The organism is uncultured Sphaerochaeta sp. (assembly GCF_963676625.2).
Classification (GTDB): Bacteria; Spirochaetota; Spirochaetia; order Sphaerochaetales; family Sphaerochaetaceae; genus Sphaerochaeta.
In genome coordinates this window covers 708,297-734,655 of sequence record NZ_CAXXYB010000004.1, presented here as the reverse complement: position 1 = coordinate 734,655, position 26,359 = coordinate 708,297, and the positions used below count along the sequence as shown (strand labels likewise).

The following is a 26,359-nucleotide window of genomic DNA, read 5'->3' as shown; positions in this document are numbered from 1 at the left end:
TGAAATCTCAACTGAATTAATCCTTACTTGGATTTTTTTCAGTATGAAAAACAGGGCACCGCTCAAGGGAAAACCAAGTCATCCTTTTATCTTGAAGGACTATTTTCTGTCACTGTATATCCTGTTTCTGCGGGTTCAGAGGAAGCTTTTTCCTTTTATATTGACCAAACGGTTACCTTTGCGTGACATGTTCTGGCTGGTGCTGCTGCCAGCCAGTTTCTTCATGCATTATCGAATTAAATTATGGATGGAGAATTTGTTTATTCAATTTAAAGGCTAGTTAAACGTATTTTTGTTGACAAATGGATTGTTTGGATAAAAGAATAGGGATGATGAGTTTTCAAGGAGGGTATATGTACAATCCTAAATATAGTGTAATTCTGGGGAATGTCGGTGCCTGTTGTGACCGATATATGGCAGGTGGTTATTCTGCTCCTTATTCTATTGACGAAATGTTCAATAGGGTAGCTTCCATCGAGAATGTGCGTGGGGTTGAGCTTGTAGGGACATGGCATGTTACGGCAGACAATGTAGGACAGATAAAACGAAATCTAAAGGAATATAACTTGCAATTAGTAAGTATTATTCCCGACCATTTCGGGACAAGGAAATGGGGTAGGGGTGCTTTCTGTTCCAAAGACTCCGGCATTAGGAAAGAAGCTGTTGCGGTTACCAAGGAAATGGTTGACATCGCAAAAGAGCTGGGAGGTAACCTCATTAGTCTTTGGCCTGGACAGGATGGATATGATTATTACTGGGAAGGGGACTATATTCAGGAAAGGACTTGGTTTGAAGAAGGCTTGGCAGCCTGTGCCGATTATGATCCGAATGTAAGGATTTCCCTGGAATACAAACCGAAGGAACCTCGTAATCGTTCGTATGCCTCAACTGTATACAGCACGTTGCTGATGGTCCAGGCAGTGAACCGAAAGAATCTTGGAGTAACCATTGATTATGGTCACGCCACAACTGCCTATGAAAATGTTGCGGAGTCCATTGCTGTCCTGAAAATGTATGGGGACAAGCTGTTTCACCTGCACATGAATGATAACTATGGATATTGGGATGATGACATGATTTTGGGAAGTATACATTCCATTCCATTTGTTGAGATGTGCTACTGGATCAAGAAAACAAACTATGCAGGTTGGATTTCAACCGATCAATATCCCTACCGGGAGGATGGCAGGGATGCCTGCAATGAGACTATTTCGTGGCTGAAAATTTTCTTTGATATTGTCAACAGGATGGATGACGAGGAGGTCGAAAAAGTCATTCATGGCGGGAATGCCGTGGAAGGTAGCCGGTTGATGAGAAAGTATATGTTTGGCGTACAATAGACTATTTGAAAAATAGCCTGGAATTATTTTTTCATTATTGCTGAAGGAGGAAGAGATGAAGAAATTTTTATGTGGGTTGATGATGGTGCTTGCTGTTGGTTCCTTCGCCTTTGCACAAGGGCAAAAGGAAGCATCCGTTACGGCAGGGGGGAAGAAGACTTACAAGATAGCCTTGGTTCCCAAGGACAGTACAAATGCCTGGTTTGTACGAATGAAAGAGGGGGTTGATAAGTATTCCAAGGTATCTGGCAACAATGCTTTCCAGAAAGGTCCTGCGAAGACCGATGCTGCAATGCAGGTCCAGGTGATTCAGGATTTGATCTCCCAGGATATCGATGCACTTTGTGTCGTGCCTGTTGAACCGAAGGCTGTAGAACCCGTATTGATGCAAGCCCGGAAGAAAGGCATCATAGTCATTTGCCATGAAGGTTCCAATGTAGAGAACTGCGATTATGATATTGAGGCTTTCAACAATGGTGAATATGGTGCATTCATCATGGATAATCTTGCAAAAGCTATGGGGCAGCAAGGCGAATACACTACCATGGTTGCGTCAGTGACCAATGCATCCCATAACGAATGGGCTGATGGTGGTGTTGCACGACAAAAGGCAGCATATCCCAAAATGACCTTGTTAGCTGCTGAGCCAAGAGTAGAGTCTGCCGATAATTCAGAGACTGCTTACGAGAAGGCAAAAGAGTTGATCAAGAAGTATCCTGATTTGAAAGGTATCATGGGAACTTCTTCCAAAGACGCTCCCGGAGTAGCTCGTGCCATTGAGGAATTGGGTCTGAAAGACAAGTTCTTTGTATCAGGTACGGGAATGCCCAATGAATGTCGTCAGTTTGTCAAGGATGGGACCCTGGCGTATATTACCCTCTGGGATCCTGCCGATGCAGGCTATGCCTGTTGCTCCCTTGCCGCGAAGATCTTGAGTGGTGAGAAGATTGAAGATGGAGTGGATTTGGGACTCAAGGGCTATGATAACCTGCATTTCCGTGAGGGCTCAAAGAAAGTTCTTATAGGATCTGGCTGGATTGTCATTGGACCCGATACTATTGACAACTATAATTTCTAATTTGGTATTCGTATGCAACAGATAGCCTTAAAAAGGCTATCTGTTTATCTGAAAGAAAGGAACATCATATGTCTGAATACATTCTCAAGGTCAAGGATATCATGAAAAGCTTTGGCGGTGTTCATGCTCTCAGGGGCGTTTCCCTTGATATTAAGAAGGGGGAAATACACTGCTTGGCAGGCGAGAATGGGTCTGGAAAGTCTACCCTGATAAAAATTATTTCCGGGGTATACACACCTGATGCAGGAACAGTTGAAATAGATGGAAAGGTCCTTGGAAAGATTACTCCAAGTGTGGCGATCAATGCCGGAATCCAGGTGATTTATCAGGATTATTCTGTTTTTCCAAATCTGACAGTCATGGAAAATCTGGCTATGTACAAAGAAGTCCAGAATCCTTCTGCGTTCATCAATTGGAAACAAATGCGAATAGATGCACAAACTGCAGTCGATAAGATTGGATTCAAGGTTGACTTTGATGAGCTTGTAGGCAATTTGCCAGTTGCGGAAAAACAATTGATTGCTATTTCCCGTGCTTTATTGCATGACGCAAAGCTTATTATTATGGATGAACCTACCACTGCGCTTACCGAAAAAGAAGTGGACGCATTATTTACAATAATCAGGAACTTGCAGAAACGAAAGATTTCCATCCTGTTCGTTTCTCATAAGCTGGATGAAGTCTTTGAGATTGCAGAAAGATTTACAATTTTCCGTAATGGGCAAAATGTCATTTCTGCAGATACAAAAGAGCTTGATGATGTTAAGTTCAGTAACTATATGACAGGCAGGGAATTTTCAAAATCACCGTTCCTTGGAATGGATATCAATGCTACCGAAACTATGGGAGTAAAGAATCTCTTCCTTGCAGGAGGCTTTTCCGATGTTTCCTTTTCATTGCATAAAGGTGAAGTTCTTGGAATTACAGGGTTGCTTGGTTCAGGCAGAAATGAACTGGTACAGTCCTTGTTCGGCATCATTCCGTATGAATCAGGAAAGGTGTTCTTGAACGGAAAAGAAGTAAAGATCCGAAATGTCCGGGATGCCATAGCACACAAGATTGGTTATGTCCCGGAGGATAGGTTGACCGAAGGCCTGTTCCTCCGGCAATCAGTTGAGCGAAATATTGGTGTTTCCAAACTGGATGATTTTTCTTCCTATAGCATCATTGACCACGATAAAATGGTTGAGGAAGTAGAAAAATGGGTGAAAATTTTTTCGATTGATACCAGCGATATAACCTGTCCCGTGCAGACACTCAGCGGAGGGAACCAACAGAAGGTTGTCCTGTCCAGGTGGCTTGCCAATGATCTTGATGTCCTGATTCTCAATGGGCCGACTGTAGGTGTGGATATTGGTGCAAAATATGATATCCATGCACTGATCAGGAAGCTAGCTGAGAAAGGTCTTTCAGTAATAATTGTCTCGGATGACTTACCTGAGGTTCTGGAGAATTGCCAGCGGGTTCTGGTAATGCGAAAAGGCAAAGTTGCAGAAGATTTAGCCACGAATACAGTATCGCAAAAAGAACTTTCTGTTTTGATTGCACAGGCCTGATGAGGTAATGATATGAATATTAGAAAAAGAATAAATCGTACTGAAACGTATATATTGATTGCTTTGGTGTTGTTCTGCGTTTTGGTGCAGGTTCGAAGCGGTCAATTCTTTACAGCCAATAACATCGTGGATATCTTGCGCTCATTGACCATACCAGGCATGTTCTGCATCTGTGAATTACTGGTCTTGCTGTCAGGTGGCATTGATGTTTCGTTCCCTTCCATAGCAGCATTATCCATGTATCTGGTATCTACAAGAATGATAGGCTATACAGGAAATATTGTTGTTTTCTTTATTGTCGGAACATTCCTTGGATTGGTGATGGGAGCCCTGAATGGGTATCTGGTAGGAAAATTCCATTTTAATGCCCTGATTGTCACATTGGGCACTTCAAGTCTTTATACAGGGATATTGAATGGCGTGTTCTTGGCCCATGAGTCTCCTATTCCGGCGCCAATGTTGGCTTTGGGAAAAGCAAAGTTGTTTTCAGTGTATAATCAACAACTTCAACTCAGATCGAATATGCCCATTGCCTTTATTTTTTTCCTGACAGTGGTCCTTCTTACCTTTGTCATCTTGCATTATACGAAACTGGGACGGGGAATTTATGCTATCGGTGGGGATATAAACTCAGCCAATCGCGTAGGTTTCAATGTCTTCGGGATCCAGATGTTTGTATATTGCTTTGCCGGCGGTTTAGCTGGATTCGTGGGTGTTGCCAGAGCGAGTATGATGCTTAACTGTGCACCGACGAACATGGTTGGAATGGATATGACCGTTATAGCCGCCTGTGTCCTGGGAGGGGCAAGTGTGACCGGTGGGGTTGGTACCATTTCCGGGGTGCTTCTTGGTATGGGGCTGATGACCGTCATGTCGAACAGTTTGATTCTCATTGGAATTTCCACCTACTGGCAACGGGTATTCACTGGCTTGATTATCATAGTCGGTACCGGGGTTTCCACCTATCAGGCTCTGCAGAAACAGAGACGGCTTATAAAAAGAGAGAATAACTAACATGAAAAAGATGAGAATGGCCAATGCGACATATGAAACAAAGAATTTTATACGATTACTGGGATTGTTCCTCTTTGTTTTCATCCTCTGTTCCCTGCTTCGCCCTACCTTGTTTCTCCGTGGTTCCAACTTTTCTTCCATGGCCAGGCAGTTTCCTGAATATGGAATCATGTCTATTGGAATGGCCTTGGCAATGCTTACCGGTGGCATTGATCTTTCGATTGTCTATACTGCGAATCTCTCTTCCATTCTGGCTGCAAAATTGATGTTGTCTACCACGACAGCCGCAAATCCTGATGGTTCTGTAGGTATCATCTTGCTCATCTGTCTCTATGCCATTGCCATTGGTTTGTGTTGTGGTCTTATCAATGGAATGTTGATTTCAAAAGTTGGTATTCCGGCTATCCTGGCAACGTTGGGTACCCAGCAATTGTTTTGGGGATTTGCGATTGTCATTTCAAATGGAAAGTGCATAAATGGGTTGCCGATGAATTTCTTTGAGATCGGGAATTCCTCGGTACTTGGGATTCCCCTTCCTTTGCTTCTCTTTGCTGTCCTGGCAATTGTCTTTGGGTTTATCTTGAATAAGACAAAATTTGGCGAACAGCTGTACCTGCTGGGTACAAATCAGGTTGCTTCAAAATTTGCAGGCTTGAATAATGATAGATTGATTATCACCACGTATGCTTGTTCAGGTGTACTTGCTGCAATTTCAGGCTTGGTTATGATGGCCACTACAAATTCTACGAAAGCCGACTATGGTTCATCCTATACCATGCAATGCATTCTCATTGCTGTTATGGGTGGTGTAGACCCGAATGGTGGTATGGGAGATATCAGGGGATTGGTCGTGGTGGTGCTCATCCTGCAGATGTTGAGCAGTACACTGAATATGTTCGAGAATCTTTCGAATTTCTACCGTGATATCATCTGGGGTATGGCGCTGATAGCTGTTCTCATTATTAACTATACAATCAACAAACGGGAGCAAAGGATTCGATGATGTTCACTATTGAGCATAAGGAGTAAGTGACTATGTACTTGCCCAGAAGAAGCTGGCTTAGGTTTTTCAGTATACCCAAGTAGGGATATGAAAGCCGGAATCTTTTTCTCGTTGGTCAACAAGCGTTTTGATCCTGTTTTTACCTTCTGTTTCGGCCGAGTGAGATGATCGCGTCAAATTTAATTCACAATTTCAAGAACGAAGAGATTTGAAAGTTTCTTCATCTTATCAGGCGGCATGTCTCAGACGCCGCTGTTTTTCTATTGCCTCTGCTTTCAGGTAACACCTAGTGCTCAGGTTGTCGTCCTCATATTCCATCAGATAACAAGCAGTTATGTAACCGTTACAGGAGAAGATCTCTGCAATACAGCTTCTCCTGCGAATCTCGGCATCGTTGACGCTGATGGGAATCAGGTCGGAGTCGCGGTGTTCCTCCTCACTGTGCCTTTTCTCCGGTACAATCTGCAATGTCCCTGGACGGATTCTCTCCTTGATCTTTTTGTGGTTAAACCAAGAATAACACGGTTCCCATGGGATTCTTTTTTGTCTTCGGCATTTCTTTTTTTAGGTGGACATTTAATACTACTGCTCGCGAAACATAACCATATTTAACATAAAACTTGACATATAACATTTAGAAAGTTAGAATAATAATATATTGATAAAATAAGTTGGTAAAACATTATGGATTATATATACAATACATTGGGAATAATCCTGAAACATCAAGAGTGGAACAAGGAAACACAGGTGCCATTTTTTATACTGACTAGATATCGAATCGAATATGTTTTGCTCGATCGCGTAAAGGCATTGTTTCTCTATCCAAAGACAGAACTTGATCAGATTGCAACGATAAAAAAACATATACTAAGAATACAGAGCATTGAAAAACTACCGGTAGTATTGATCCTGGATACAATGACCAGACAAAGACGGCAGTATTTTCTCGATGCCCATATTCCTTTTGTGGTGGAAAATAAGCAGATTTATTTGCCTTTCTTGGGTGTTTCCTTGCAAGAACGTTTCGATACTGAAAATGTACTGACAATGAAATTGCAACCGTCGGCACAAGTCTTGTTTTTCTATTACATCTATAAAAATGAAAATAGATTGTACATGAATGATGCCATAAAAGCCTTGGGTTTTTCTGCAATGACGATTACCCGAGCCATGAGACAATTGGTACAGACAGGAATTTTCTTTTCAAAGAAAGATGGTGTACAAAAGGTATTGTATGCAACAACGGAAAGGAGGGAATTGTATCACAAGATGAAGCCTTTCTTGATTAGTCCTGTACGTAGAAAAATCTATGTCAGAAAAGAAAATAGTAACCCAAAAATGGTTTCTGCCGGAAATACGGCCTTGTCGGTTATGAGTATGCTCAATCCACCTAGGTTGAATTGTTATGCCATTGAAAGTAATGCAGGCAGGGACCTTCAGGGAACAAAGAGGCTGTTGGATGATGAAAATCAGGTATGTGTTGAATTATGGAAATATGATCCACAAATCTTAACGGAAAATGATAGTGTTGATCCTTTATCCCTTGCATTGTCCTATAGCGATGACAAGGATGAACGAGTTGAAGAGGCTGTGGAAGAAGTATTGAATGGGCTGTGGAGGAAATTGGATGATAGCAGGGTTTGAGAGCTTTAGCCAATGGTTTCGGGGATATGAGGATCAGTATGTAATTATAGGTGGTACAGCCTGCAGTCTTCTCATGTCGGATGAAGGCCAGGAGTTTCGCGCGACAAAGGATATTGACCTTGTGTTGATCGTAGACGCACTGACGCCGGAATTTGGCACGCATTTTTGGAAATATGTTGTTGCTGCCGGATATCAGCATCGGAATAAAAGTACGGGAGAGCCACAATCCTATTGCTTTTCGAAACCAGAAAATCAGGGATATCCCTGGATGATTGAACTTTTTTCCAGGCGACTGGAGGCAATTGACCTAACAGAAGACGCTGTGTTGACTCCCTTGCCTATTGGTGACGAGGTATCCAGTTTGTCAGCAATATTGCTGGATGATGCTTACTATGATTTATTGAAAAATGGAAGAACGACAGTTGAGGGCATTACTGTTCTCGATGCAGGATATATCATTCTGTTCAAGGCAAAAGCCTGGCTTGATTTTGTGCGTCGCAAGAGGGAAGGCGAACAGATTGATAGCAAGAATATTAAAAAACACAAGAATGATGTTTTCAGATTATCAGAACTTCTGAGTGCTGAAACAAGAATTCCGGTCAAGGGATCTGTGCGTCAGGATATAATAGCCTTTATAAATGTCATGAGAAGGGAAACAGTGGAATTGGAGCAATTGGGGATTATGCATAGAAGTCAGGAGGATATCCTTACGGTATTTGAACAAATATATGGGTTGCAAACAGATTGATCCCAAATGCTACCAAGGGTACAAGGACGAGATACTTCGATTTGCTACGGACTTTGCTATGCAGGTATCGAATAATTTTTCCGAGTCTGGAGGCTGTCTTTCTCTTGAAAATTATCTGGGTAATCGACAATTTCGGAATTCCCACAATCATTGGCAGAAATAATTATGCCTTGGTCATACTGATTTATTAACAGAGTCTCTTCCCTTGCAGCAGTGAACATTGCCATGATTGCCCTTGTCTTCTGGTTGCAGAAGCACATGGTCAATAAGAAGTATGAGTACAAAACAATCTCATCCTCACGTTTTCAAGAATTTACATCACTAGATAGTCCATCCGATATTCTGTCAATTGGGCAACGTGATTCAAGTAGTTCGAAAATCAGCGATTCCTTGAAACGAAAAGCGTGAAAGTTCCAATAATTTCACAAGAAAGATGTAATGAAAACTATTCTGGGCTATCTTAGAACGAATTGGATTTACCTAGAAATACAATCGACATGACCAGCAAGGTTTTTTGCAAAAAGAACCTTTTGGGGCGAAAAGAGATTGTAAAATCTTCTTGAAATATACGTAGAGAATGCTAGTAATATTCTTGATGTAATAATTATTCCGTGTATATTTCAATGACCTGCAAGTTGTTTCCAGCGCCACCTTTCACCATTTTCTGGATTGAAAAATACATGCAAACCTGGGGAATGCGTATCAAAGAATGTCAAAAAATAGTCAATTTTGACATATTCTGGTAAAATATAGCCATTTCTTTTTAGGAAATTCCACCTGATACTTGTTGTAAGAAAAGTAGTTACCGAAAAGAATTTTTTAGAAAAAAGAGGTTTGCCATGCGCTATGGGGTATTTTCAGTAAGTATGCCGGAATATGGGATTGATGAAACAATTGAAATTTTGGCAAAACTTGGATATGAAGGCGTTGAATGGAGGGTAAAGGAAATTCCCACGGATATTCCGAGTGAAATTCCTTACGAAAACCGATATTGGATTGATAACAAGAGTACCCTTGATATCGACAACCTTGAGGTTCTTGCTCCCCAGGTTGCACAGAAATGCAAGGCTGCCGGGTTGGCAATCTTTGGGTTGGCTACGTACCTTATGCCCAAGGACGTTGAACGCATCATCCCGGTTCTTGAGGCGGCTAAACGCATAGGGTGTCCCATGGTTCGTGTTTTCCCCTATGCCTATGATGGAAAACAAGACTATTCCCAGATATTTGACAAAGCAAAGCAAGAAGTAAAAAGCTTGGAAGCCTTGGCCAGGAATTATTCAGTGAAAATCGTCATGGAGATTCATATGGATACGATCATTGCCAGTCCGAGTTCTGCCTATCGCTTGCTCAAGGATTGTGATCCCCGGTATATCGGGCTGATATTTGATCCAGGGAACCTCGTATACGAAGGCTATGAAAATTATCTGAAAAGTTTTCAATTGCTGAAAGCCTACATAGCTCATGTCCATGTAAAAAATGGTTGTTTGGTGGAGGAGGGGAAGGACTCGTTTGGAGCCAGGAAATTCAAGCGTCTTTGGACTCCCTTGAAAGACGGCATGGCAAACCTTTCTGAACTTTTTTCCGTAATGAAAATTATGGGATATGATCAGACGATCAGCATTGAAGATTTTTCGAATGAAGAAGAGACCATAGAGAAACTTGCCTCAAACCTGGAATATCTCAAGCTATTGGAAAAGGAGATCCTATATAAATAGGATTAAAAATAGGAGGAAAAATGAAAAAGACAGTAATTCTTGCCCTTGTGCTGATTTTGGTTATCGTTCCGATATTTGCACAAGGCGAAAAGGAAAAAAGTTCAGGAAATTCTGCTGCTTCAGGAGTGGAGGAAATTGTATTCTGGGATATGAACTGGGGTTCTGATACTACCTACATCGATGCCGCGAAAGCCTTGACTGAAAAGTTCAATGCCTCTCAAGCGAAGATTCAGGTAACCTATCAAAGCATTCCCTGGTCAAATTACTACCAGGTCTTCCTTACTGCCATCAAGGGAGGCGTCGGCCCTGATGTTGCGACCGCCGGTTCCCAGACCCCAATCCAATTTGCCCAGATGGGAGAGATTCAGTCCCTTGATTCAGTTGTTGAAGCCTGGAAGGCAGAAAAGAATCCCATTCTCGATGACTTTGCGACAGGGGCCTTGGAAACCAATCTTTTCAATGGCCATTATATCGCTCTACCCTGGAATGCCGACGTCAGGATGTGGACCTACAGAACAGACTATTTTGCCCAAGCCGGAATAACTGCATTACCGAAAACTTGGAATGAGTTATTGGACATTTTACGGATTTTGCAAAAGAAATATCCTGATAAATATCCCTTGGCCATTGCCGGAGATATGTCAGGGATCCAGCATCTCATGAATTGGTTGAATATTTCCAATGCCACCGGAATTGTCTCTGCTGAAGGCAAGGCGAATTTCAACACCAAGGCCATGCAAGAATGTCTGGAGTTCATTGCTACCTTATATGATGAGAAATTGATTCCTGCAGCATCCATCAGTTATAAATGGGAAGATTTGGACAGGCTCTTTCTTAATGATGATTGTTGTATCGTGTTTGGTCCTGCACGTCCTGCTTTTACGGAAAAACCGGATTTTGCAAAAAATATTGCTTTGCTCGAGCCTATGCGTGGCCCTTCCGCTACGAAACCCCTGACACTCTATTGGGCAAACAGCATCGGAGTCTATTCCAAGGCTCATACAGAAGCTTCAAAAGTCTTTTTGAAATGGTGGGAGGAGAATAATCTTCCTCTTTGGACAGAAGGACACTTGTTGTCTCTTCCCCTCAGGAAAAGCTACATGGAGAATCCGTATTTCCAGCAAAACTTCTTTACCAACGAAATCACCAAGAAGATAGCCCCGACCTTTGCACATGCAACCTATCCGTTCCCGGCATTCTATCCCGCCTTTGGACAAATCAACGGAGAGCGTTATTTGGCTGAGGCGGCCCAAAAAGTTCTCAATGGTAGTCGCAATTATGCAACTGTATTGCAGGAAGGCCAGGAAGAAACCCTCGATGCCATCGATATGGTAGCACAAGCCAACTAGAAAACGTTTATCTTGCAACAACGTACTGTTGTTGCAAGATAATGATTCAAGGTTCCCTGTTCTTTTCGGAGGTCATATTCCCTATGAAGTATCATCAAATCCTTACAAGAAAAAAATCTGCTTTCAAGCTTGGCTACCTGATGCTTTTGCCAGCCGTGATCCTTCTTGTCGCAACCCAGATATATCCATTCCTGTATGGAATCGGAATGAGTTTTACCAATTACAATCTTTTGAGCATGCACAAACCAAAATTCATTGGATTGGATAATTTTGTCAAGATTGTCACGAAAGACAAAGTGTTCTATCCAATGCTTACCTTCAGTTTTATCTATACTATGAGCATTGTCCTGTTCAGTTATTTGTTTGGGCTCATGTTTGCCATTCTTTTGAACCATCCGATCAGAATGAGAGGTTTTTTCAGGGCAGCGACACTTCTTCCCTGGATAATCTCTTCCATGGTGATGGCAATAAATTGGTTGTGGCTGATGAACGATAAGTATGGGTTCATCAACCGGACCTTACTTGATTTCCATCTGATAAAGGAACCCATTCTCTTTTTTGTCAAACCCGAAATGGCCCGATTTTCTGTCATAGTAATTGGTATTTGGCGGAATATTCCTTTCATGGCAATTACCTTGCTTGCCGGCTTGCAAGGCATTCCAAATGATTTGTATGAATCGGCGACAATTGATGGTGCAAATCCGCTGCAAGCCTTCTTTGCCATTACTCTTCCCATGTTGAAAAGCGTAACGCTGATGAGCACGACCTTGATGTTCATCTGGGCTTTCAACGGGTTTGAAAATATCTACCTGCTTACTGAAGGCGGCCCCGTAAATTCAACAATGGTCATTCCCGTGTATGCCTATCAAACTGCGTTCAATAAATCACAAATGGGCTACTCTTCTGCATTATCGGTATTGTTGCTTGCCATCATGCTGATTTTCGGGATGATACGATTCAAATTGAATAAACAAGACATATAAAAGAAGAGGGGTTCGTATGAAGCACAATAAAAAGGTTTACAGATTTGGCATCTATGCGTTGTTGGTCATTCTTCTTTGTATCTCTTGTCTTCCCATTATCTCAATGATAGGTACTTCTATTAAGACCAGTGATGATGTCTTGAGAAAGGCAACCTTGTTTCCTGGATTGAGAAATGTATATTTACTCAATTATCCCAAAGTCTGGAAAAACACTGCCTTTCCGTTGAATATTTTGAATAGCAGCTATGTTTCGGTGGTTTCGTCGTTGTTCTGCGTGATCCTGGCATCGCTGGCAGGGTATGCACTCTCCAGATTCCATAGCTGGATATTTACTTCGTTCATCGCCTTGCTTCTCATCCTGCAGATGATGCCGCTTATATTGATCCTTATACCGACCTTTTCGATTTATAAGATGTTTGGACTTACCGATACCTTGTTTGGCCTGATCATAAACTATGCTTCGGGGAGCCTGGCGTTTGCCGTTCTGATGCTCAAAAGTTTCTTTGATACGATTCCCCAGGATATCGAGGAGGCCGCAACAATAGATGGGTGTACGCAATTCCAAGGCTTTCTCAAGGTCATCCTGCCAATATCGACGCCTGGACTTTCCACGGTAGTTATTTTTGTTTTTGTGCGAGCTTGGAATGAGTATATGGTTGCCCGTATCTTGCTCCAGTCCGAACGCTTGAAGACAGTCAATCTTGGCTTGCAGGTTTTTTCCCAGCAATTTACGGTGGATTGGGGCCTTCTTTCGGCTGCCTCGGTCATCGCGACGATTCCTACCATCCTATTTCTTGTCTTTGCCCAGAAATATTTAGTCCAGGGTATGACCGCAGGGGCCGTAAAAGGCTAGAATCCGATTTTCCTGAAATCTGAAGGAGACATTTTGCAATTGCTTTTGAATTTCTTGGAAAACGTGAATTGATCGGGAAACCCAAGGTTCGAAGCAATTTCCTTGAGGCTTTTATCTGTGTTGAGAATCAGGTACTGGGCAAATTTCATCTTATAGTTGCTGATATAGGCAAGGGGAGAAATTCCCATCTTGGCTTTGAAATATCGGCTGAAGTAGCTTGTATTGTACCCGGCATATTTTGCAAGTTGCTCTATTGATATAGGTTCCTCGAAATGCTGATGGATGTAATCAATGGCCCTGAAAATACCGTCTGGAACATCATTCTCAGTATCAGAAAAGAATAGGAGATTGTCGGAATCGGAATTGATGAGCGCAAGTATCAAAAGTTTGATGGTGAGTCCTATGGAAGAGGATAACGGAACTTTTTGGTCCATTGATTCTGTGAAGGCTTCCTTGTAGTACGTGATGATGTTTTTGCATTTTTCCGGGACCTGGTAATTCTTGAAGCGGCAAGTGAAGCTGGAGTTGCTTGTATGGGTTACCAGTACAAAATGGCAATAAAACTGTCTGCAATGAGTATTGCTGGTTAATTTCATCAGACAGCCGGGAGGAAGAATCATGACATCATTTGATTTGGATATGTATTTTTTCCCTTCGATTTCCAGAGAATACTCACCGGAAATAGTGTAAAGGATATCAAAATCGGAAATCTGTCTTGTCAGGGAATCTCCTTTTTCATGTTCACTGAAGCTATAGGCACGGAATTCTATATGGGCATCTTCGATAAGTTCTTCAATGAATGATTTGTTCATGGTATTCCTTTGCTTTTTCTCTGTTCCAGTATAACACGGTTTTGGTAGGTAAAAAATCGACAATAAGAAGCAATGAATTGCAATGTAAATAATATTTCCTATGTGTTCTAATAGTTTCCATAGTAAAAAATAATTCGGGTTTTCGAGGAGATTGAAACGTATGTATTGCAAAAAAATTTGTGCCTATGAGCCAGGAAAAGTGAAACTCATCGAAGTGGAGCTTGGAGAGATCAAGGATGATGAAGTCCTTGTGAAAACATTGTTCAGTACGATTTCACCTGGTACCGAATTAGCTTGGATCAACCATATGGAAAATACCCCGGGCCAGTACCCGTATTACCCCGGATATAGTTGTTCTGGCCGGATTGAGAAGATTGGCAAGGAGGTACAGGACTTCAGTATTGGCGATAGGGTGGTAGCTAATGTTCCTCATTGCTCATATTTCATTGAAAAAGCTGAAAAATGCACTAAAATTCCCTCTTGTATCGACTCGCTTGAGGCTTCTGCCTTCCGTCTTGCCTCAATTTCCTTGCAGGGAATAAGAAAAGCTGACATTCAGATAGGTGATGCCGTGGCAGTACTTGGGCTTGGGGCCATTGGAAATCTGGCAGCCCAGATTGCCCATGTCGCAGGAGCCGGGAAGGTAGTGGGGTTTGATTTCATCGAATCCAGGCGGGAGAATGCAGTTTCTTGCGGAATAAAGTACTGCAAGGAAAATGGGAATGATCCGGAGAATCTGAATGCCTTCAATGTGGTTGTCGAGGCCACCGGAAATCCAAAAGCCGTCTTGACTGCCTTGCATATGGCAAAGCCTCTTGGCACTGTTGTTTTGTTAGGTTCTACGAGGGGCTTGGTCGATGGTTTGAATGTCTATGCAGATATTCACAGAAAGGGAATACAAGTAATTGGTGCCCATGAAATGCACAGAGCCCAGTCCGACCGAGATTGTTTTGGTCATTTCAGAAGCCATAAAATTGATGAACAGACAATAATCAATTTGCTTGCTGAAAAAAGAATTCAGCTTCTTCCCCTGATCAATGAAGTATCAGCACCCGAAAATGCCCAGGTAGTTTATGACAGGCTTGCCGCTCGGAATTCTTCCCTGATACTCGTAGCCTTTGCGTTTAATGAGGAATGAACATGAAAACCATAGGATTCGGGGTTATTGGTTGTGGCTTTATCGGGAAATTGCATGCGAGGGTAATTGCCAGGACAAAGGGTGCAAAACTTATTGCAGTTGTTGATCAGGATGAAAAAGAGGCAAAAAACGTTTCGGCCAACTTTGCCTGTCAATTCCATACTGATTACCATACCTTATTTTCCAATCCTGAAGTGGATGCGATTGTAATTTGTCTTCCTTCCGGTCTCCATAGTGTGGTGGCCCTGGAAGCTGCCAACGCGAAAAAACATATTCTATGCGAAAAACCGATTGATATCGAGGTTTCCAGGGCAGAGCAAATGGTTGCAGCTGCTTGTTCGAATGGTGTTGCCTTTGGTTGTATCATGCAACATCGTTTTGACAAACCGATAGAGCTTTTGAAGCAATACATCGATTCAGGCAAATTGGGAAAGGTTCTTTGGGGTTCGGCAAAAACCATCTGGTACCGGGATGACGTTTATTTCAGTAACCCTTGGAGGGGTACGTGGAAATATGACGGGGGAGGTGCCTTGATCAACCAATCCATTCATTACATTGACTTGCTCTTATATATCATGGGCAAGCCCAAGAGCGTAAGTGCCAAATGTCGTACCTTGTTGCATAGCCAAATCGAGACAGAAGATGTTGGAGTAGCCAACATTGAATTCGAGAACGGAGCTATCGGGACCATTGAAGGCACAACGGTTGCCTATCCTGGCTTGTTTGCGGAACTTGCCATTTATGCTGAAAAAGGTTCGGTCATTATAAAGAATGATGAGCTGTTGTTTTATCAATTTATGGATGGCAAGGATGAAAATTTTGAAAAGCTGATGAGTCCTTCCAAGGCGAATGCTCTCAACGTGAGTCCTGATATCGATGAGGAATCCCATGCCAGGCAATATCAGGATTTTGTAGAGGCAATTCAAAATGGAAGATCCCCTCGTGTAACGGGAAAAGATGCCCTTGCCAGTCTTGCATTAATTAAATCAATATATGTGGCATCCGATAAAAAAGAGGAGGTCTATTTCAAATGAGTTTCATGATATCAGGCTTTATAGATGAAATTAGCAAGGATTTTGAAGACCAACTCAAAGTCGCCCATGAGTTGGGTATGCATCAGGTATGTCTGCGTAGTATTGGGAAATTGAATATTTGTGATGTACCGCTGAATGAAATCAAGACGATGGTCCTTCCACTTCTTCAAGACTATCAGCTTGAAGTTGCTTGTCTTGGTACTCCTTTCGGAAAAGTCTTCATTGATGATCAGCAAGCAATCTTGGATCAGAAAAAAAAGTATTCCCAGGTAAAGGACATTGCGAAATTACTGGGGTGTTCGTATATCAGGGTGTTTAGCTATTATCTTCCTTCAGGAACATCTCCTGACTATTGGAGGGAGGCTGTCCTTGAAAATCTCAGGGAAATGGTTCAGGAATTTTCAAGGGAAGGAATTACTGTATTGCATGAAAATGAGAAAGATATCTATGGGGATTCTTCCTTGCATTGCCTGGATCTTTTAAACACGATAGATAACCGGTATTTCCGGGCCATCTTTGATTTTGCCAATTTTGTCCAATGCCAGGAAGATCCTTTGGAAGCGTATGAATTGTTAAAACCCTATATTGAAGATTTCCATATCAAGGATGCTTACCAAAAAGGTGGTAAGAATGTCTTATGTGGTACGGGCGCAGGGAAGATCGACCAGATCATCAAGAGAGCCCTGATGGAAAAAAAGGACTATTTTGCAACTCTTGAACCCCACTTGGTATTGTTTGATATCTTGAGCCAACTCGAACGGAAAAGCGTAACGGAAATACTTGGAGATACTGGTTTCAAGACGGGAAAGGACGGCTTCGTCGCTCAATACAATGCGTTTTCAAGTATCGTTGAGAAGGCCTTCCTTGAGGGCTCTCTGCAGTAGATCGCGTAGCTCTTCTGGGATTGTTTTATAAGGAAGGATTTCATCCTTTCCTTGCAGAAGCAATATTTTCCCGATTGATATATATTCAATATGCCAGCTGTCAATTGCTGGCATATTGCTTCAAAGCCACTTACTAAAGATATTTACAGTTTCGCCTAGGGAGTAGGAAAGCTTTTGGCTAGCTGGTATTTGAATTCTGATATAATAACTCAATCAATTTTTGGGAGACAGGAAGCCCCTTGTATCAGTGAATTGCTCCTGTCTTTTAAACGGGTATGGACAATATCCAAATGGTGGTTGAAAATTCGTTTCTTGGGTTAATGACCTATAGTTCTACTTTTCCTGAAGCTGACAATGTGACTTTCGTGTACCCTGATTTTTTCTTGTCTTCTGGGTGGGGTTCGAGTCCTATTATTGTGATTTCCTGTTTGCCTGGTCCGTATATCCAAAAAATTCGACCAGCTTTGCTAGTCTTGTTTTCAAGGTAGGATTGCCAAACTTTTATACCATATCGCTTGCTTAATGCGTCAATTTCATGGCTGGCAAGTCCTGGGTATCTTGGATCTCTTGATAAGAGAACCATGGCCTTACCCATCTTTTTGTATAGGAGGTCCTCCTTCTTGCAAAGGGTACCGGTTTCTTTTTTTTGTAAAAGGCTTGTCCAGAGTTTTTCCATTTCAGGAACTCCCAACCGAATTATATACATTGGATTGTTAGCCTATTCCTGAGGTAGGGATGAAAGATCAACTGGTTTTGATACAGTACCTTTTTTGTAGTTTTCCATGGAGGAATCCATTACTGAGAGTGTGTTTTTTGAAAGCTCGAAGGGAGATACCAAGACCCTTGGTTCGAGGATGATTCTTCCGTCTTCACATTCCTCTACATGGTAGTGAGAATATTTCGAGCCACGAAGCGTGATTCGCTTTTTCATATCGACTGAGGCATCATATTCCATTGTTGCTTGCATTATTATATTCCTTTGTGGGATATCCCACAAAGAAGAGTATAATTCATCATTGTTTTTTTGTATAGTGTTGGAGATTCTTGGGAGGTCTTCGTCCTTTGCATTACCAGACAATTTTATCTTTTATTTCTTATTTCTTCAAATTCCTCTCATCCAAATAAGAGCAAACTTATCATAAAAGGTAAGGATTCTCGGTATTTTCAAGAAGAACCATTTGACTCTGTAAAATCAGGGAATATCCCAAGGTTTTGTATTCTGGTTACCTCTACCAATACATGCCCTGAAGTTATGAATTGCTTTCATCGATACAATCATAGATTTTTGCTACTGCTTTGAGGCGTTTTCTCATGCAATATAAAACAAGAAAGTGTTGAACTCTTAACCGGGTAAGCCGAAGAGAGAAGAGGGTATTTCATAGGATTAATAAATCCGGGTTACAAGGAACAGATTGCTGAGCAGAAGACAAGGGGATATACAAGGATAATTACACGATATGCAAAGTAATGCCTGCTGCTCGAATGAAATCGATATAGGGCTGGGGAATGCCATCATCGGTTATGATGGTGGTGAATGTGGAGACATTGGCAAATACACAGGTGCTGATCTTATTGAACTTACTTGAGTCAAGCATGAGGATCTTTTCCTGACTGGAGTCAATCATGGCCTGTTTCAAGGGAACATCCTCAAAGTAACTGCAGGTAATGCCTTGGTTGATATCAAATCCCGTTGCCCCGATAAAGCATTTTCCTGCCCGGTAACGCCTCAGAAAACTGGCAGACTCCTGGTTATAGAAGACTTTTGGCTTGTTGGCAAAAATACCACCAGGACAAATTATGGAACAATCATCGAGTTTTACCAACGGTTCGAGGGAATGGAAGGAAGCCGTGAGAATAGTAAACGATGCATCCTGCGGCAATAGTTCGGCAAGGGTTGCCGTGGTCGTGCCGGAATCGAGGAAGAAGACTTCCCCGGGGGTAAGCAGGCTCAAGGCCTTCTTGGCAATCCTTTCCTTTATCAAGGTATTCTTGCTCAGCTCAGAATCGACGGCATAGTTGGGCATCTTATCAAGAGCCCTGGACGTAATGCCCCCATAGACTTGTTTTACCAACCCTTTCTCATCCAACAAAAGACAATCCCTGCGGACTGTCATTTCCGATACTTTCAGGGCAGAGGCCAAATCCTTAATTGTGGTGAAGTGCAAGTTGTTGATTATCTCAACTTCCTTGCATTGTCTATTGTTCAAGGTATCCATCAATTACCCATAGTACCCTAGTTTTTGATTTTTCTAAAGGAGGAATAATCATCAATCACAAGGAAAAATGCTTTCAGGTTCATGCCGACGTAAGGGCCGCTGGATGAGTTCATAGCAAATCCCATATTTCTCCTCGGTATCGAGGTAGGCAAAATGCCCATCGCCATCGAGTCCGAAGCCTCCTCCTTCCATGACAACCGAGAAACCGCCAGCCTCTGCTTCCTTCAACGCCTTTTGTATGTCTTGCACGTAAACTCCAAGATGTTGCAACCCGTGCCCATGCTTCTCGATGAAATCGGAATAAATCGTATGCCCCTCAAGAGGTTGAATCAATTCAATTCTCGTAGTTCCGAAATAACTGAGGGCAATTCTTGCCTTATACTGTATTGGTTTTCCCTTATAATTCATGAAAGAGAGGAGGGGAGCTCCATAGGTATAGAGTTTCCAATCACCTATGCCGAATTTTGTATAATAATCCTGTATCATTGCATCAACATTCTCAACAACAAAACCCAGTTGCCCAACGGATAAGCCCAAAAAGGACACCTTGTCATCAGTTTCCATGGTAGTACTCCTATTCAAGATTTGTATGACGGGCCGCTATCTTCTCAAGGTCCCTGTCTTCACTCAATTGCATGATAATCGTGTCAAATATAATGGAGGCCACCTGTTCAAACAAAGTTCCCATTAACTGACTACTTGTTTTTCCTGGACTGGGGCTCTCTTTTGTAGGAGCTGGAATGTAGAGCACCTTGTCAGAAATCTTTTCGATCAAGGTGTCAGGTCCCGCCGTAATGGCAAACACCGTTGTTCCATATTCCTTGCTATGCGAGGTAATCGCAAGGACTGAGGCCGTTGACCCAGAGCCTGTCATGGCAATGACCAAGTCTTCTTGTCCCACGGGTGGACAAGGAATGTTCCCTGCTACATAGGATTCAATTCCCAGATGGTTGAGACGCATGCAAAAAGCATTCAACATCAAACAGGATCTGCCGGCACCAACAAAGAAAACTCGTTTTGCTTGTTGGATTGATTGCATGAGCGATTCTTGCTGCTCTTCCTTGATCGCCTTCAATGCGGAAGCGATTTCCGATACTATGTATTCACTGGCCTTTCGAAAAGTATCCATACGTGCCTCATATAATAAATTGGTAATACTTTACCATAATTCTACATTAAAAGTTAAATTAGTCAACAAATTATTAAAGAAAAAGAAATTTATAATTTAAATGTTGACAACTCAAACATTGAATGGTAATACTTTAACAAAAGATGTTCGAAAGGACATATGAACGTATTTCCCTAGGAGGAAAAAGGAATGAAGAGGAAAATTGTTGTTCTCGCATTAGTACTGGCCTTGATTGCCTCAACAACGGTATTTGCAAATGGAACCAAAGAAGCCCCCAAGAAAGATCATAAGGTTTTTGGTTATACGTATTGGGCTGCAAGTGATTTCTTTGAAACCATTGGGCAGAGCATCAAGGACATTGCCGAGAAAAATGGTGATGAATGCATTATTATTGATGCACAGCAGGATAACCAAAAACAGCTTGACATCATAGATGACTTTATCGTAAAGGGTGTCGATGTGGTCTTCTTGAACCCTGTTGATCGAAACGGCATCAAGCCTGCGTTGCTTGCCTTGAAAAAAGCAGGAATTCCAGTCGTCAACTTTGATACTTCCGTAGCTGATCTGGATTTGGTAGCTTCCTACATTGCCAGTGATAATATCGGAGCCGGCGAGATTTGTGCAGAGGCCTTGAACAAAGCCTGTCCTGACGGTGGAAACATCGCAATCCTGGATTATCCTGCCAACAGTGCCTGTCTTGACCGTACCAACGGTTTCCTGGCAAAGCTTAATAAGAACTTTACCATTGTTGCCCAGTTCGATGCACAGGGAAAGCCGGGTCCTGGTCTGGAAAAGGCAACTGATATCCTGACAGCCCACCCTGATTTGAAAGCTTTCTTCTGCGTAAATGACCAAAGTGGCATGGGTGCCTATTCTGCCGTAGTCGAGGCCAATGCAAATGTTCTTGTCTATGGTGTCGATGGTGCTCCTGAATCGAAGGAAGTCATTGCCCAGGGAACGCAATATGCTGGTACCGCTGCCCAGAGTCCTAAGCAAATTGGTGTAAAATGTGCTGAAGTCGCCTACAATATTCTCGGTGGTAAACCTTTTGACAAGGAATTCTATGTAAAGACCTTCCTCATCGATAAAAGCAATGCCAAAGACTATCTCGGATTCTGGCAATAGTATCTTGTATAATTAGCTGGTGAGAGGCGTGGAATCCCCATGCCTCTCTCTTGTCAGTTTGGTTACTGCTGGATAGTTGTATTTTGGGAGTACATAACCGTGAATGACGTATTATTACGAATGAGCAATATCATAAAGAGGTTTCCGGGTGTGTTGGCTTTGGATTCTGCTCAGCTAGAGGTGAAAGCGGGAGAAGTGCACGCCCTTCTTGGTGAGAATGGTGCAGGAAAATCGACTCTGATAAAAGTTCTTGGTGGTATTTATAGACCTGAGTCGGGTGAAATTGAAATTGCAGGCAAGAAAGTAGTCATCGGCAATATCCATGATGCGAGGCTCAATGGAGTCAGTATCATCCACCAGGAATTGATGACAATTCCGGAAATGACCATAGCTGATAACATCTTTTTGGGAAGGTTGACCACAAAGAAAGGCTTTCTGGATGACAAGGCAATGGTGAAAAAAGCCCAACAATTGCTTGATGAAGCCGGCCTAGAGCTTGATGCGAATGATAAGCTTGGCAGCCTAAGTATCGCGAACCAACAGATGATTGAAATTTTGCGGGCAATTTCCTTTGGCGCAAGGATTATTGTAATGGATGAGCCTACATCCTCACTTACGGACAAAGAAGTCGAGGTTCTCTTTCAGGCGATCAGGAAATTGAAGGCAACAGGAATAGGGATAATCTATATTTCCCATAGAATGAGTGAACTGTATGAAATTTCCGATCGTATAACGGTCATGCGGGATGGAAAATACATAGGTACCGTTGATACCGCTACTTCTGATAGATCACAACTCATTTCCATGATGGTAGGACGGGAACTTTCCAGTTTTTATACCAAGACGCCGTATGTACCCGATAGAAAAATTCTTGAGGTAGAGCATCTCTCGGATGGAAAGACTGTAAGAGACGTCTCCTTTGATGTATGTAAAGGTGAGATCCTTGGGTTTGCAGGGCTCATCGGAGCCGGCCGAAGCGAGACCATGAAATGCTTGTTTGGCCTTTCAAAACGAAAATCAGGAAAGGTCCTGCTTGACGGCAAAGAGATTACTACAAAAAATCCAAAATCCGCAATGCAGCAGGGAATCGGTCTGGTTCCAGAAAATAGAAAGGCAGAGGGAATGTATCCGCAAAGGGATATCAGTTTCAACACTTCCATCGAGATGCTTCCCTATTTCATAAAAGGAATCCACGTCAATAAAAAGAAGGAATTGGAAATCGTTGAGAAATACACGACAAAAATGCGGGTGAAGACTCCTTCTCTCTCCCAATTGATCTCAAAATTATCCGGAGGAAATCAACAAAAGGTAATTATCAGTCGGTGGTTGGCTACGAATCCCAAGGTGCTGATACTTGATGAACCTACCAGAGGGATTGATGTCGGTGCAAAATCGGAAATCTACGCCATAATCAATGAGCTCGCCAAGGAAGGAATGAGTATCGTCTTTATTTCTTCCGAATTGCCTGAGCTCATCAATATGTGTGATCGAATCGTGGTGATGAACCAAGGGAAGGTCGCTGGAGTTCTCGATGGGAACTTCACGCAAGAAGCAATCATGCGTCTTGCTACCAAAGATATTAAATAGGAATCAAACATGAATAATCCACTCGAAAAACTTTCAGGCAATTTTTTCTACAAGGCTATCAAGGAACAACTTGGCTTGATAATAGGACTCCTTGCCTTATGTCTTGCACTTTCCATCATCAGCCCTGTTTTCCTAAGCTCCAGAAATGTATTCAACATCCTGCGGCAATTATCGACCAATATGTTTCTTTCTTGCGGAATGTTGCTGGTAATCCTTCTTGGTGGAATCGATCTTTCAGTAGGATCTACCATTGCCGTAACCGGCTGTCTTGTGGCAGGTTTCATTACCAACAATGGCATGTCCCCCATGGCGGCAATCTTCCTGGCTTTGCTTTTTGGGCTCTTGATCGGTGTCGTTACTGGTGGAATCATTGCTTCTACAAGTATTCCTCCTTTTATCATAACCCTTGCAATGATGAATATCGGCCGAGGAATTGCCCGGCTTTATACCAGTAGCAAGACTATTTCCATCAACAATGATTTCTTTGGTTTCATTGGTACCGGTTATGTCGGGATTGTTCCTACCCAAGTCTTTTATATAATAGTGGTTTGTATCATCACCTGGTTGATACTGAACAAAACCAAGACAGGAAGAAATATCTATGCTACTGGAGGCAACCTGATGGCTGCCAACTTCAGTGGCATCAATACCAAGCGGGTGACTTTCTTTGTCTATGTTTTCAGTTCCTTGATGGCTTCCCTGGCAGGGATCCTGTTGGCTTCCCGAATGTTCAGCGGAACCTCCACTGCGGGTACCAGTGCCGAAATGGATGCCATTGCGGCGGTTGTGCTTGGCGGAACCAGTATGAGCGGAGGAGTAGGTACACTCTTCGGGACCATTATCGGTGTTGTTCTCATCGCCGTCCTTTCCAATGGAATGAATCTTTTGGGAATAGACTCTTCTTGGCAGTTGGTGGTAAAGGGGATAGTTATCTTGATCGCCGTATATATTGATTTTATCAAAAAGCAGCAAGTCTGAAAAAAGGAGGTGTGGCATGATATATCTTGGCATAGATTGTGGTACGCAAGGTACCAAGGCAATACTCTATGATTCCGAAAAAAAGCAGATTCTCTCAAAGGGATATGCTACACACCAACTGATTTCCGATGATACCGGGCTCCGGGAGCAAAAGGCCCAATGGTGGACTGAGGCTCTTGAACTTGCCGTACAACAGGCGCTTGTCAAAGCGAACATAAAGGGAAGTGAAGTCAAGGCATTGTCCGTCAGCGGCCAGCAACATGGTTTGGTCGTGCTGGACGGCCAAGGGAAGGTACTCAGAAATGTAAAACTGTGGAACGATACCTCGACAGCATCCTATAATGAAAGGCTGTTGGATGAATTGGGAGGTCTGGGAAAGGGATGGAAACTTCTTGGAACCACGCTTCCTGTCGGGTATACGGCAAGCAAGCTTTTATATCTCATTGATAGGGAGCCTGAGATATTCTCCAAGACAGAGCATGTCCTCTTGCCCCATGACTATTTGAATTTCTATCTTACCGGACGCTATGCCACCGATAGCAGTGAAGCAAGCGGGACAGGGTATTATGATGTAAAGAATCGAGAGTATTCCTCTCAAATGATGAAATTGATTGATCCCAGCAATCGGCTTTCTTCTCTGGTCCCTGCTGTTGTGGGTTGGGAAAATCCCATAGGTGTCATTTTACCGGAGATTGCCGACAGGCTTGGTCTTTCGAGAGATGTCCTGGTGGCTGCAGGAGGCGGGGATAATTCGATGGGTGCGATAGGAACTACTTCCATTGTCCCTGGAAGAAGTACCCTAAGTCTTGGAACCAGTGGCACTGTTTGCATAGCGACAAACAAAATGAGTGACCACATAGATCCGCTTCTGCAAATGTACGATATTCTACAAGACCAATGGCTGGCAACTTGTTGTACCTTGAATGCAACGAGCGCAACTACAACGCTCCAGAAGCTTTTTGGCCTTTCCCTCAAGGAATTGGACGGTGCAATGGAAAAATCTCCGATAGGAGCGGAAGGGTTGGTTTCCATTCCCTTCTACGATGGGGAGAGGATGCCTCCGCTTCCCCAGGCAAGAGGGCTTTTCAAAAATCTTTCCAGTCTCAATTTCACAAGGGAGAATATGATCAGGGCAACTGCCGAGTCAGTGATTTTTACGTTGAAATGGGGGTATGACAAGATTCAGGAAGCGTTTGGTGGTGATTACGAGCTTGTCCTTACCGGGGGAGGCAGCAATAGTGCTCCCTGGAGAAAGATAATAGCAAATGTTTTTGCTCTGCCTGTGCATTGTCTTTCCATAGATGAAGGTGGTGCCCTGGGAGCTGCCCTGCAAGCCCAATATATGTATGAAAAATGGAAAGGGTTTTCCAACCAAAGTTTGGCTGAGATCAGCAAGGGATGTATGTCCTATGATGAGCGGATGGAAGTGACTCCCGATACTGGGGCAACCAGGGAATATGAGCAGCATTATGCAAAGTATAAAGAGACCATTGAAAAAGAGTGGGGGATTATTCTGTAATGGCGATACTGGCCCCTTCTTTGTTGAGTGCGAATTTCCTCCATCTCAAGGAAGAACTTGACAGCATTGAACAGGCGAAAGCTACCTGGATACATTTGGATGTCATGGATGGGCACTTTGCCCCTGATCTGTTTCTAGGCCCAAAATTGATACGGGATATACGAATGGGCACTTCCTTGTTCCTGGATACTCATCTTATGGTAGATAATCCTGAACGGTTTGTTGATTGTCTTGCGGAAGCCGGAAGTGATGCCCTGACGTTTCATTGGGAAGCGACTACTAAGCCTGCATATTTGATCAAGATGATTCGGGCCCAGAATAAAAAAGTTGGTATTGCGATAAATCCCGAGACTCCTGTTTCTTGTATTGCCCCTTTTCTTGGGGAATTGGATTTGGTGTTGGTCATGGCTATATCGCCAGGAAGAGCCGGATCACCTTTTCAAATAGAAGCCCATCAGAAAGTGGATGAGTTATTACAATTGCGGCAACAAGGGCATTCAAAGTTCTTGATTTCAGTTGATGGTGGCATAGGGACCAAGGAGATTGCGTTGTTGAAGAACAAAGCCGATATTTTTGTATCGGGAAGTGGATTCTTCAGTGCAATGGATAGATTGGCGTTTGTCAAATCGGTGCAATACTGATAGTCTTTTT

At 42.7% G+C, this 26,359-nt stretch carries 26 protein-coding genes; 19 read left to right on the top strand and 7 right to left on the bottom strand.

Annotated features, from left to right (window positions below; translation table 11 throughout):
* The first annotated feature begins 353 nt into the window (after nt 1–353).
* The 7 genes from ACHZBG_RS06440 to ACHZBG_RS06410 all read left to right on the top strand — a co-directional run bounded on the left by ACHZBG_RS06440 (nt 354) and on the right by ACHZBG_RS06410 (nt 8,386).
* Nucleotides 354–1,340, top strand: coding sequence for a sugar phosphate isomerase/epimerase family protein (locus ACHZBG_RS06440; RefSeq protein WP_320128629.1), 987 nt, complete (start codon nt 354–356; stop codon nt 1,338–1,340).
* Between the two features lie 55 nt (nt 1,341–1,395).
* Nucleotides 1,396–2,418, top strand: coding sequence for an autoinducer 2 ABC transporter substrate-binding protein (locus ACHZBG_RS06435; protein WP_320128628.1), 1,023 nt, complete (start codon nt 1,396–1,398; stop codon nt 2,416–2,418).
* A 68-nt stretch (nt 2,419–2,486) separates the two neighbouring features.
* Nucleotides 2,487–3,974, top strand: coding sequence for a sugar ABC transporter ATP-binding protein (locus ACHZBG_RS06430; RefSeq protein ID WP_320128627.1), 1,488 nt, complete (start codon nt 2,487–2,489; stop codon nt 3,972–3,974).
* 12 nt (nt 3,975–3,986) lie between these two features.
* Nucleotides 3,987–4,988, top strand: coding sequence for an ABC transporter permease (locus ACHZBG_RS06425; protein ID WP_320128626.1), 1,002 nt, complete (start codon nt 3,987–3,989; stop codon nt 4,986–4,988).
* 1 nt (nt 4,989) lies between these two features.
* Nucleotides 4,990–5,991: an ABC transporter permease gene (locus ACHZBG_RS06420; protein ID WP_320128625.1), complete on the top strand. Its 1,002-nt coding sequence runs from the start codon at nt 4,990–4,992 to the stop codon at nt 5,989–5,991.
* Nucleotides 5,992–6,741: 750 nt separating this feature from the next.
* Nucleotides 6,742–7,638, top strand: coding sequence for a hypothetical protein (locus ACHZBG_RS06415; protein WP_320128624.1), 897 nt, complete (start codon nt 6,742–6,744; stop codon nt 7,636–7,638).
* Nucleotides 7,622–8,386, top strand: a complete 765-nt coding sequence (locus ACHZBG_RS06410; protein ID WP_320128623.1) for a hypothetical protein — start codon at nt 7,622–7,624, stop codon at nt 8,384–8,386. The genes ACHZBG_RS06415 and ACHZBG_RS06410 overlap by 17 nt, the downstream gene beginning before the upstream one ends.
* A gap of 56 nt (nt 8,387–8,442) precedes the next feature.
* On the opposite strand, the gene ACHZBG_RS06405 is transcribed toward ACHZBG_RS06410, so the two are convergent.
* Complete coding sequence (locus ACHZBG_RS06405; protein ID WP_320128622.1) at nt 8,443–8,670, bottom strand: hypothetical protein; 228 nt, start codon at nt 8,668–8,670, stop codon at nt 8,443–8,445.
* A gap of 555 nt (nt 8,671–9,225) precedes the next feature.
* On the opposite strand from ACHZBG_RS06405, the gene ACHZBG_RS06400 reads away from it, so the two are divergent.
* From ACHZBG_RS06400 to ACHZBG_RS06385, 4 genes are all read left to right on the top strand, one after another.
* The gene (locus ACHZBG_RS06400; protein ID WP_320128621.1) at nt 9,226–10,101 is read left to right on the top strand and encodes a sugar phosphate isomerase/epimerase; all 876 of its coding nucleotides are present in this window, start codon (nt 9,226–9,228) and stop codon (nt 10,099–10,101) included.
* Nucleotides 10,102–10,121: 20 nt separating this feature from the next.
* Nucleotides 10,122–11,450: a sugar ABC transporter substrate-binding protein gene (locus ACHZBG_RS06395; protein WP_320128620.1), complete on the top strand. Its 1,329-nt coding sequence runs from the start codon at nt 10,122–10,124 to the stop codon at nt 11,448–11,450.
* A gap of 83 nt (nt 11,451–11,533) precedes the next feature.
* Complete coding sequence (locus ACHZBG_RS06390; protein WP_320128619.1) at nt 11,534–12,433, top strand: sugar ABC transporter permease; 900 nt, start codon at nt 11,534–11,536, stop codon at nt 12,431–12,433.
* A 16-nt stretch (nt 12,434–12,449) separates the two neighbouring features.
* Nucleotides 12,450–13,286, top strand: coding sequence for a carbohydrate ABC transporter permease (locus tag ACHZBG_RS06385; protein WP_320128618.1), 837 nt, complete (start codon nt 12,450–12,452; stop codon nt 13,284–13,286).
* Here ACHZBG_RS06385 and ACHZBG_RS06380 read toward each other — a convergent pair.
* Nucleotides 13,283–14,098, bottom strand: coding sequence for an AraC family transcriptional regulator (locus ACHZBG_RS06380; RefSeq protein ID WP_320128617.1), 816 nt, complete (start codon nt 14,096–14,098; stop codon nt 13,283–13,285). The two genes, ACHZBG_RS06385 and ACHZBG_RS06380, sit on opposite strands and share 4 nt — an antisense overlap.
* Nucleotides 14,099–14,258: 160 nt before the next feature.
* Between ACHZBG_RS06380 and ACHZBG_RS06375 the strand changes: the two genes are divergently transcribed.
* Genes ACHZBG_RS06375 through ACHZBG_RS06365 form a run of 3 tightly spaced genes read left to right on the top strand, consistent with a single transcriptional unit; the run spans nt 14,259 to nt 17,154 of the window.
* Nucleotides 14,259–15,236 (top strand): zinc-binding alcohol dehydrogenase, encoded by a 978-nt coding sequence (locus ACHZBG_RS06375; protein WP_320128616.1) that lies wholly within the window; start codon nt 14,259–14,261, stop codon nt 15,234–15,236.
* 2 nt (nt 15,237–15,238) lie between these two features.
* Nucleotides 15,239–16,270 carry a Gfo/Idh/MocA family oxidoreductase gene (locus tag ACHZBG_RS06370; protein WP_320128615.1) on the top strand — a complete coding sequence of 344 codons (1,032 nt, stop codon included), beginning with the start codon at nt 15,239–15,241 and terminating at the stop codon, nt 16,268–16,270.
* Nucleotides 16,267–17,154, top strand: coding sequence for a sugar phosphate isomerase/epimerase (locus tag ACHZBG_RS06365; protein WP_320128614.1), 888 nt, complete (start codon nt 16,267–16,269; stop codon nt 17,152–17,154). Before ACHZBG_RS06370 ends, ACHZBG_RS06365 begins: the two co-directional genes overlap by 4 nt.
* 325 nt (nt 17,155–17,479) lie before the next feature.
* Here ACHZBG_RS06365 and ACHZBG_RS06360 read toward each other — a convergent pair whose 3' ends face one another.
* From ACHZBG_RS06360 to hxlB, 5 genes are all read right to left on the bottom strand, one after another.
* Complete coding sequence (locus ACHZBG_RS06360) at nt 17,480–17,830, bottom strand: hypothetical protein (protein ID WP_320128613.1); 351 nt, start codon at nt 17,828–17,830, stop codon at nt 17,480–17,482.
* Between the two features lie 42 nt (nt 17,831–17,872).
* Nucleotides 17,873–18,121 (bottom strand): hypothetical protein, encoded by a 249-nt coding sequence (locus ACHZBG_RS06355; protein ID WP_320128612.1) that lies wholly within the window; start codon nt 18,119–18,121, stop codon nt 17,873–17,875.
* Between the two features lie 481 nt (nt 18,122–18,602).
* On the bottom strand, nt 18,603–19,370 hold the full coding sequence (locus ACHZBG_RS06350) for a DeoR/GlpR family DNA-binding transcription regulator (protein WP_320128611.1): 768 nt from the start codon (nt 19,368–19,370) through the stop codon (nt 18,603–18,605).
* A gap of 51 nt (nt 19,371–19,421) precedes the next feature.
* Nucleotides 19,422–19,934, bottom strand: a complete 513-nt coding sequence (locus ACHZBG_RS06345) for a VOC family protein (protein ID WP_320128610.1) — start codon at nt 19,932–19,934, stop codon at nt 19,422–19,424.
* Between the two features lie 10 nt (nt 19,935–19,944).
* The gene (hxlB, locus tag ACHZBG_RS06340) at nt 19,945–20,499 is read right to left on the bottom strand and encodes a 6-phospho-3-hexuloisomerase (protein WP_320128609.1); all 555 of its coding nucleotides are present in this window, start codon (nt 20,497–20,499) and stop codon (nt 19,945–19,947) included.
* A gap of 189 nt (nt 20,500–20,688) precedes the next feature.
* On the opposite strand from hxlB, the gene ACHZBG_RS06335 reads away from it, so the two are divergent.
* The 5 genes from ACHZBG_RS06335 (at nt 20,689) to ACHZBG_RS06315 (ending at nt 26,349) form a co-directional block, all read left to right on the top strand.
* Nucleotides 20,689–21,624: a sugar ABC transporter substrate-binding protein gene (locus tag ACHZBG_RS06335; protein ID WP_320128608.1), complete on the top strand. Its 936-nt coding sequence runs from the start codon at nt 20,689–20,691 to the stop codon at nt 21,622–21,624.
* A gap of 99 nt (nt 21,625–21,723) precedes the next feature.
* Nucleotides 21,724–23,211: a sugar ABC transporter ATP-binding protein gene (locus ACHZBG_RS06330; protein ID WP_320128607.1), complete on the top strand. Its 1,488-nt coding sequence runs from the start codon at nt 21,724–21,726 to the stop codon at nt 23,209–23,211.
* A 9-nt stretch (nt 23,212–23,220) separates the two neighbouring features.
* Nucleotides 23,221–24,189 carry an ABC transporter permease gene (locus tag ACHZBG_RS06325; protein ID WP_320128606.1) on the top strand — a complete coding sequence of 323 codons (969 nt, stop codon included), beginning with the start codon at nt 23,221–23,223 and terminating at the stop codon, nt 24,187–24,189.
* 16 nt (nt 24,190–24,205) lie between these two features.
* Complete coding sequence (gene xylB, locus ACHZBG_RS06320) at nt 24,206–25,708, top strand: xylulokinase (RefSeq protein WP_320128605.1); 1,503 nt, start codon at nt 24,206–24,208, stop codon at nt 25,706–25,708.
* Nucleotides 25,708–26,349 (top strand): ribulose-phosphate 3-epimerase, encoded by a 642-nt coding sequence (locus ACHZBG_RS06315; protein ID WP_320128604.1) that lies wholly within the window; start codon nt 25,708–25,710, stop codon nt 26,347–26,349. Before xylB ends, ACHZBG_RS06315 begins: the two co-directional genes overlap by 1 nt.
* The last annotated feature ends 10 nt before the right edge of the window (nt 26,350–26,359 follow it).

Excerpts from the sequence above, each read along its gene's own strand:
- ACHZBG_RS06440 (WP_320128629.1), top strand. The coding sequence starts at position 354 with ATGTACAATCCTAAATATAGTGTAATTCTGGGGAATGTCGGTGCCTGT.
- ACHZBG_RS06435 (WP_320128628.1), top strand. The coding sequence starts at position 1,396 with ATGAAGAAATTTTTATGTGGGTTGATGATGGTGCTTGCTGTTGGTTCC.
- ACHZBG_RS06430 (WP_320128627.1), top strand. The coding sequence starts at position 2,487 with ATGTCTGAATACATTCTCAAGGTCAAGGATATCATGAAAAGCTTTGGC.
- ACHZBG_RS06425 (WP_320128626.1), top strand. The coding sequence starts at position 3,987 with ATGAATATTAGAAAAAGAATAAATCGTACTGAAACGTATATATTGATT.
- ACHZBG_RS06420 (WP_320128625.1), top strand. The coding sequence starts at position 4,990 with ATGAAAAAGATGAGAATGGCCAATGCGACATATGAAACAAAGAATTTT.
- ACHZBG_RS06410 (WP_320128623.1), top strand. The coding sequence starts at position 7,622 with ATGATAGCAGGGTTTGAGAGCTTTAGCCAATGGTTTCGGGGATATGAG.
- ACHZBG_RS06400 (WP_320128621.1), top strand. The coding sequence starts at position 9,226 with ATGCGCTATGGGGTATTTTCAGTAAGTATGCCGGAATATGGGATTGAT.
- ACHZBG_RS06395 (WP_320128620.1), top strand. The coding sequence starts at position 10,122 with ATGAAAAAGACAGTAATTCTTGCCCTTGTGCTGATTTTGGTTATCGTT.
- ACHZBG_RS06390 (WP_320128619.1), top strand. The coding sequence starts at position 11,534 with ATGAAGTATCATCAAATCCTTACAAGAAAAAAATCTGCTTTCAAGCTT.
- ACHZBG_RS06385 (WP_320128618.1), top strand. The coding sequence starts at position 12,450 with ATGAAGCACAATAAAAAGGTTTACAGATTTGGCATCTATGCGTTGTTG.
- ACHZBG_RS06380 (WP_320128617.1), bottom strand. The coding sequence starts at position 14,098 with ATGAACAAATCATTCATTGAAGAACTTATCGAAGATGCCCATATAGAA.
- ACHZBG_RS06375 (WP_320128616.1), top strand. The coding sequence starts at position 14,259 with ATGTATTGCAAAAAAATTTGTGCCTATGAGCCAGGAAAAGTGAAACTC.
- ACHZBG_RS06370 (WP_320128615.1), top strand. The coding sequence starts at position 15,239 with ATGAAAACCATAGGATTCGGGGTTATTGGTTGTGGCTTTATCGGGAAA.
- ACHZBG_RS06365 (WP_320128614.1), top strand. The coding sequence starts at position 16,267 with ATGAGTTTCATGATATCAGGCTTTATAGATGAAATTAGCAAGGATTTT.
- ACHZBG_RS06360 (WP_320128613.1), bottom strand. The coding sequence starts at position 17,830 with ATGGAAAAACTCTGGACAAGCCTTTTACAAAAAAAAGAAACCGGTACC.
- ACHZBG_RS06355 (WP_320128612.1), bottom strand. The coding sequence starts at position 18,121 with ATGCAAGCAACAATGGAATATGATGCCTCAGTCGATATGAAAAAGCGA.
- ACHZBG_RS06350 (WP_320128611.1), bottom strand. The coding sequence starts at position 19,370 with ATGGATACCTTGAACAATAGACAATGCAAGGAAGTTGAGATAATCAAC.
- ACHZBG_RS06345 (WP_320128610.1), bottom strand. The coding sequence starts at position 19,934 with ATGGAAACTGATGACAAGGTGTCCTTTTTGGGCTTATCCGTTGGGCAA.
- hxlB (WP_320128609.1), bottom strand. The coding sequence starts at position 20,499 with ATGGATACTTTTCGAAAGGCCAGTGAATACATAGTATCGGAAATCGCT.
- ACHZBG_RS06335 (WP_320128608.1), top strand. The coding sequence starts at position 20,689 with ATGAAGAGGAAAATTGTTGTTCTCGCATTAGTACTGGCCTTGATTGCC.
- ACHZBG_RS06325 (WP_320128606.1), top strand. The coding sequence starts at position 23,221 with ATGAATAATCCACTCGAAAAACTTTCAGGCAATTTTTTCTACAAGGCT.
- xylB (WP_320128605.1), top strand. The coding sequence starts at position 24,206 with ATGATATATCTTGGCATAGATTGTGGTACGCAAGGTACCAAGGCAATA.
- ACHZBG_RS06315 (WP_320128604.1), top strand. The coding sequence starts at position 25,708 with ATGGCGATACTGGCCCCTTCTTTGTTGAGTGCGAATTTCCTCCATCTC.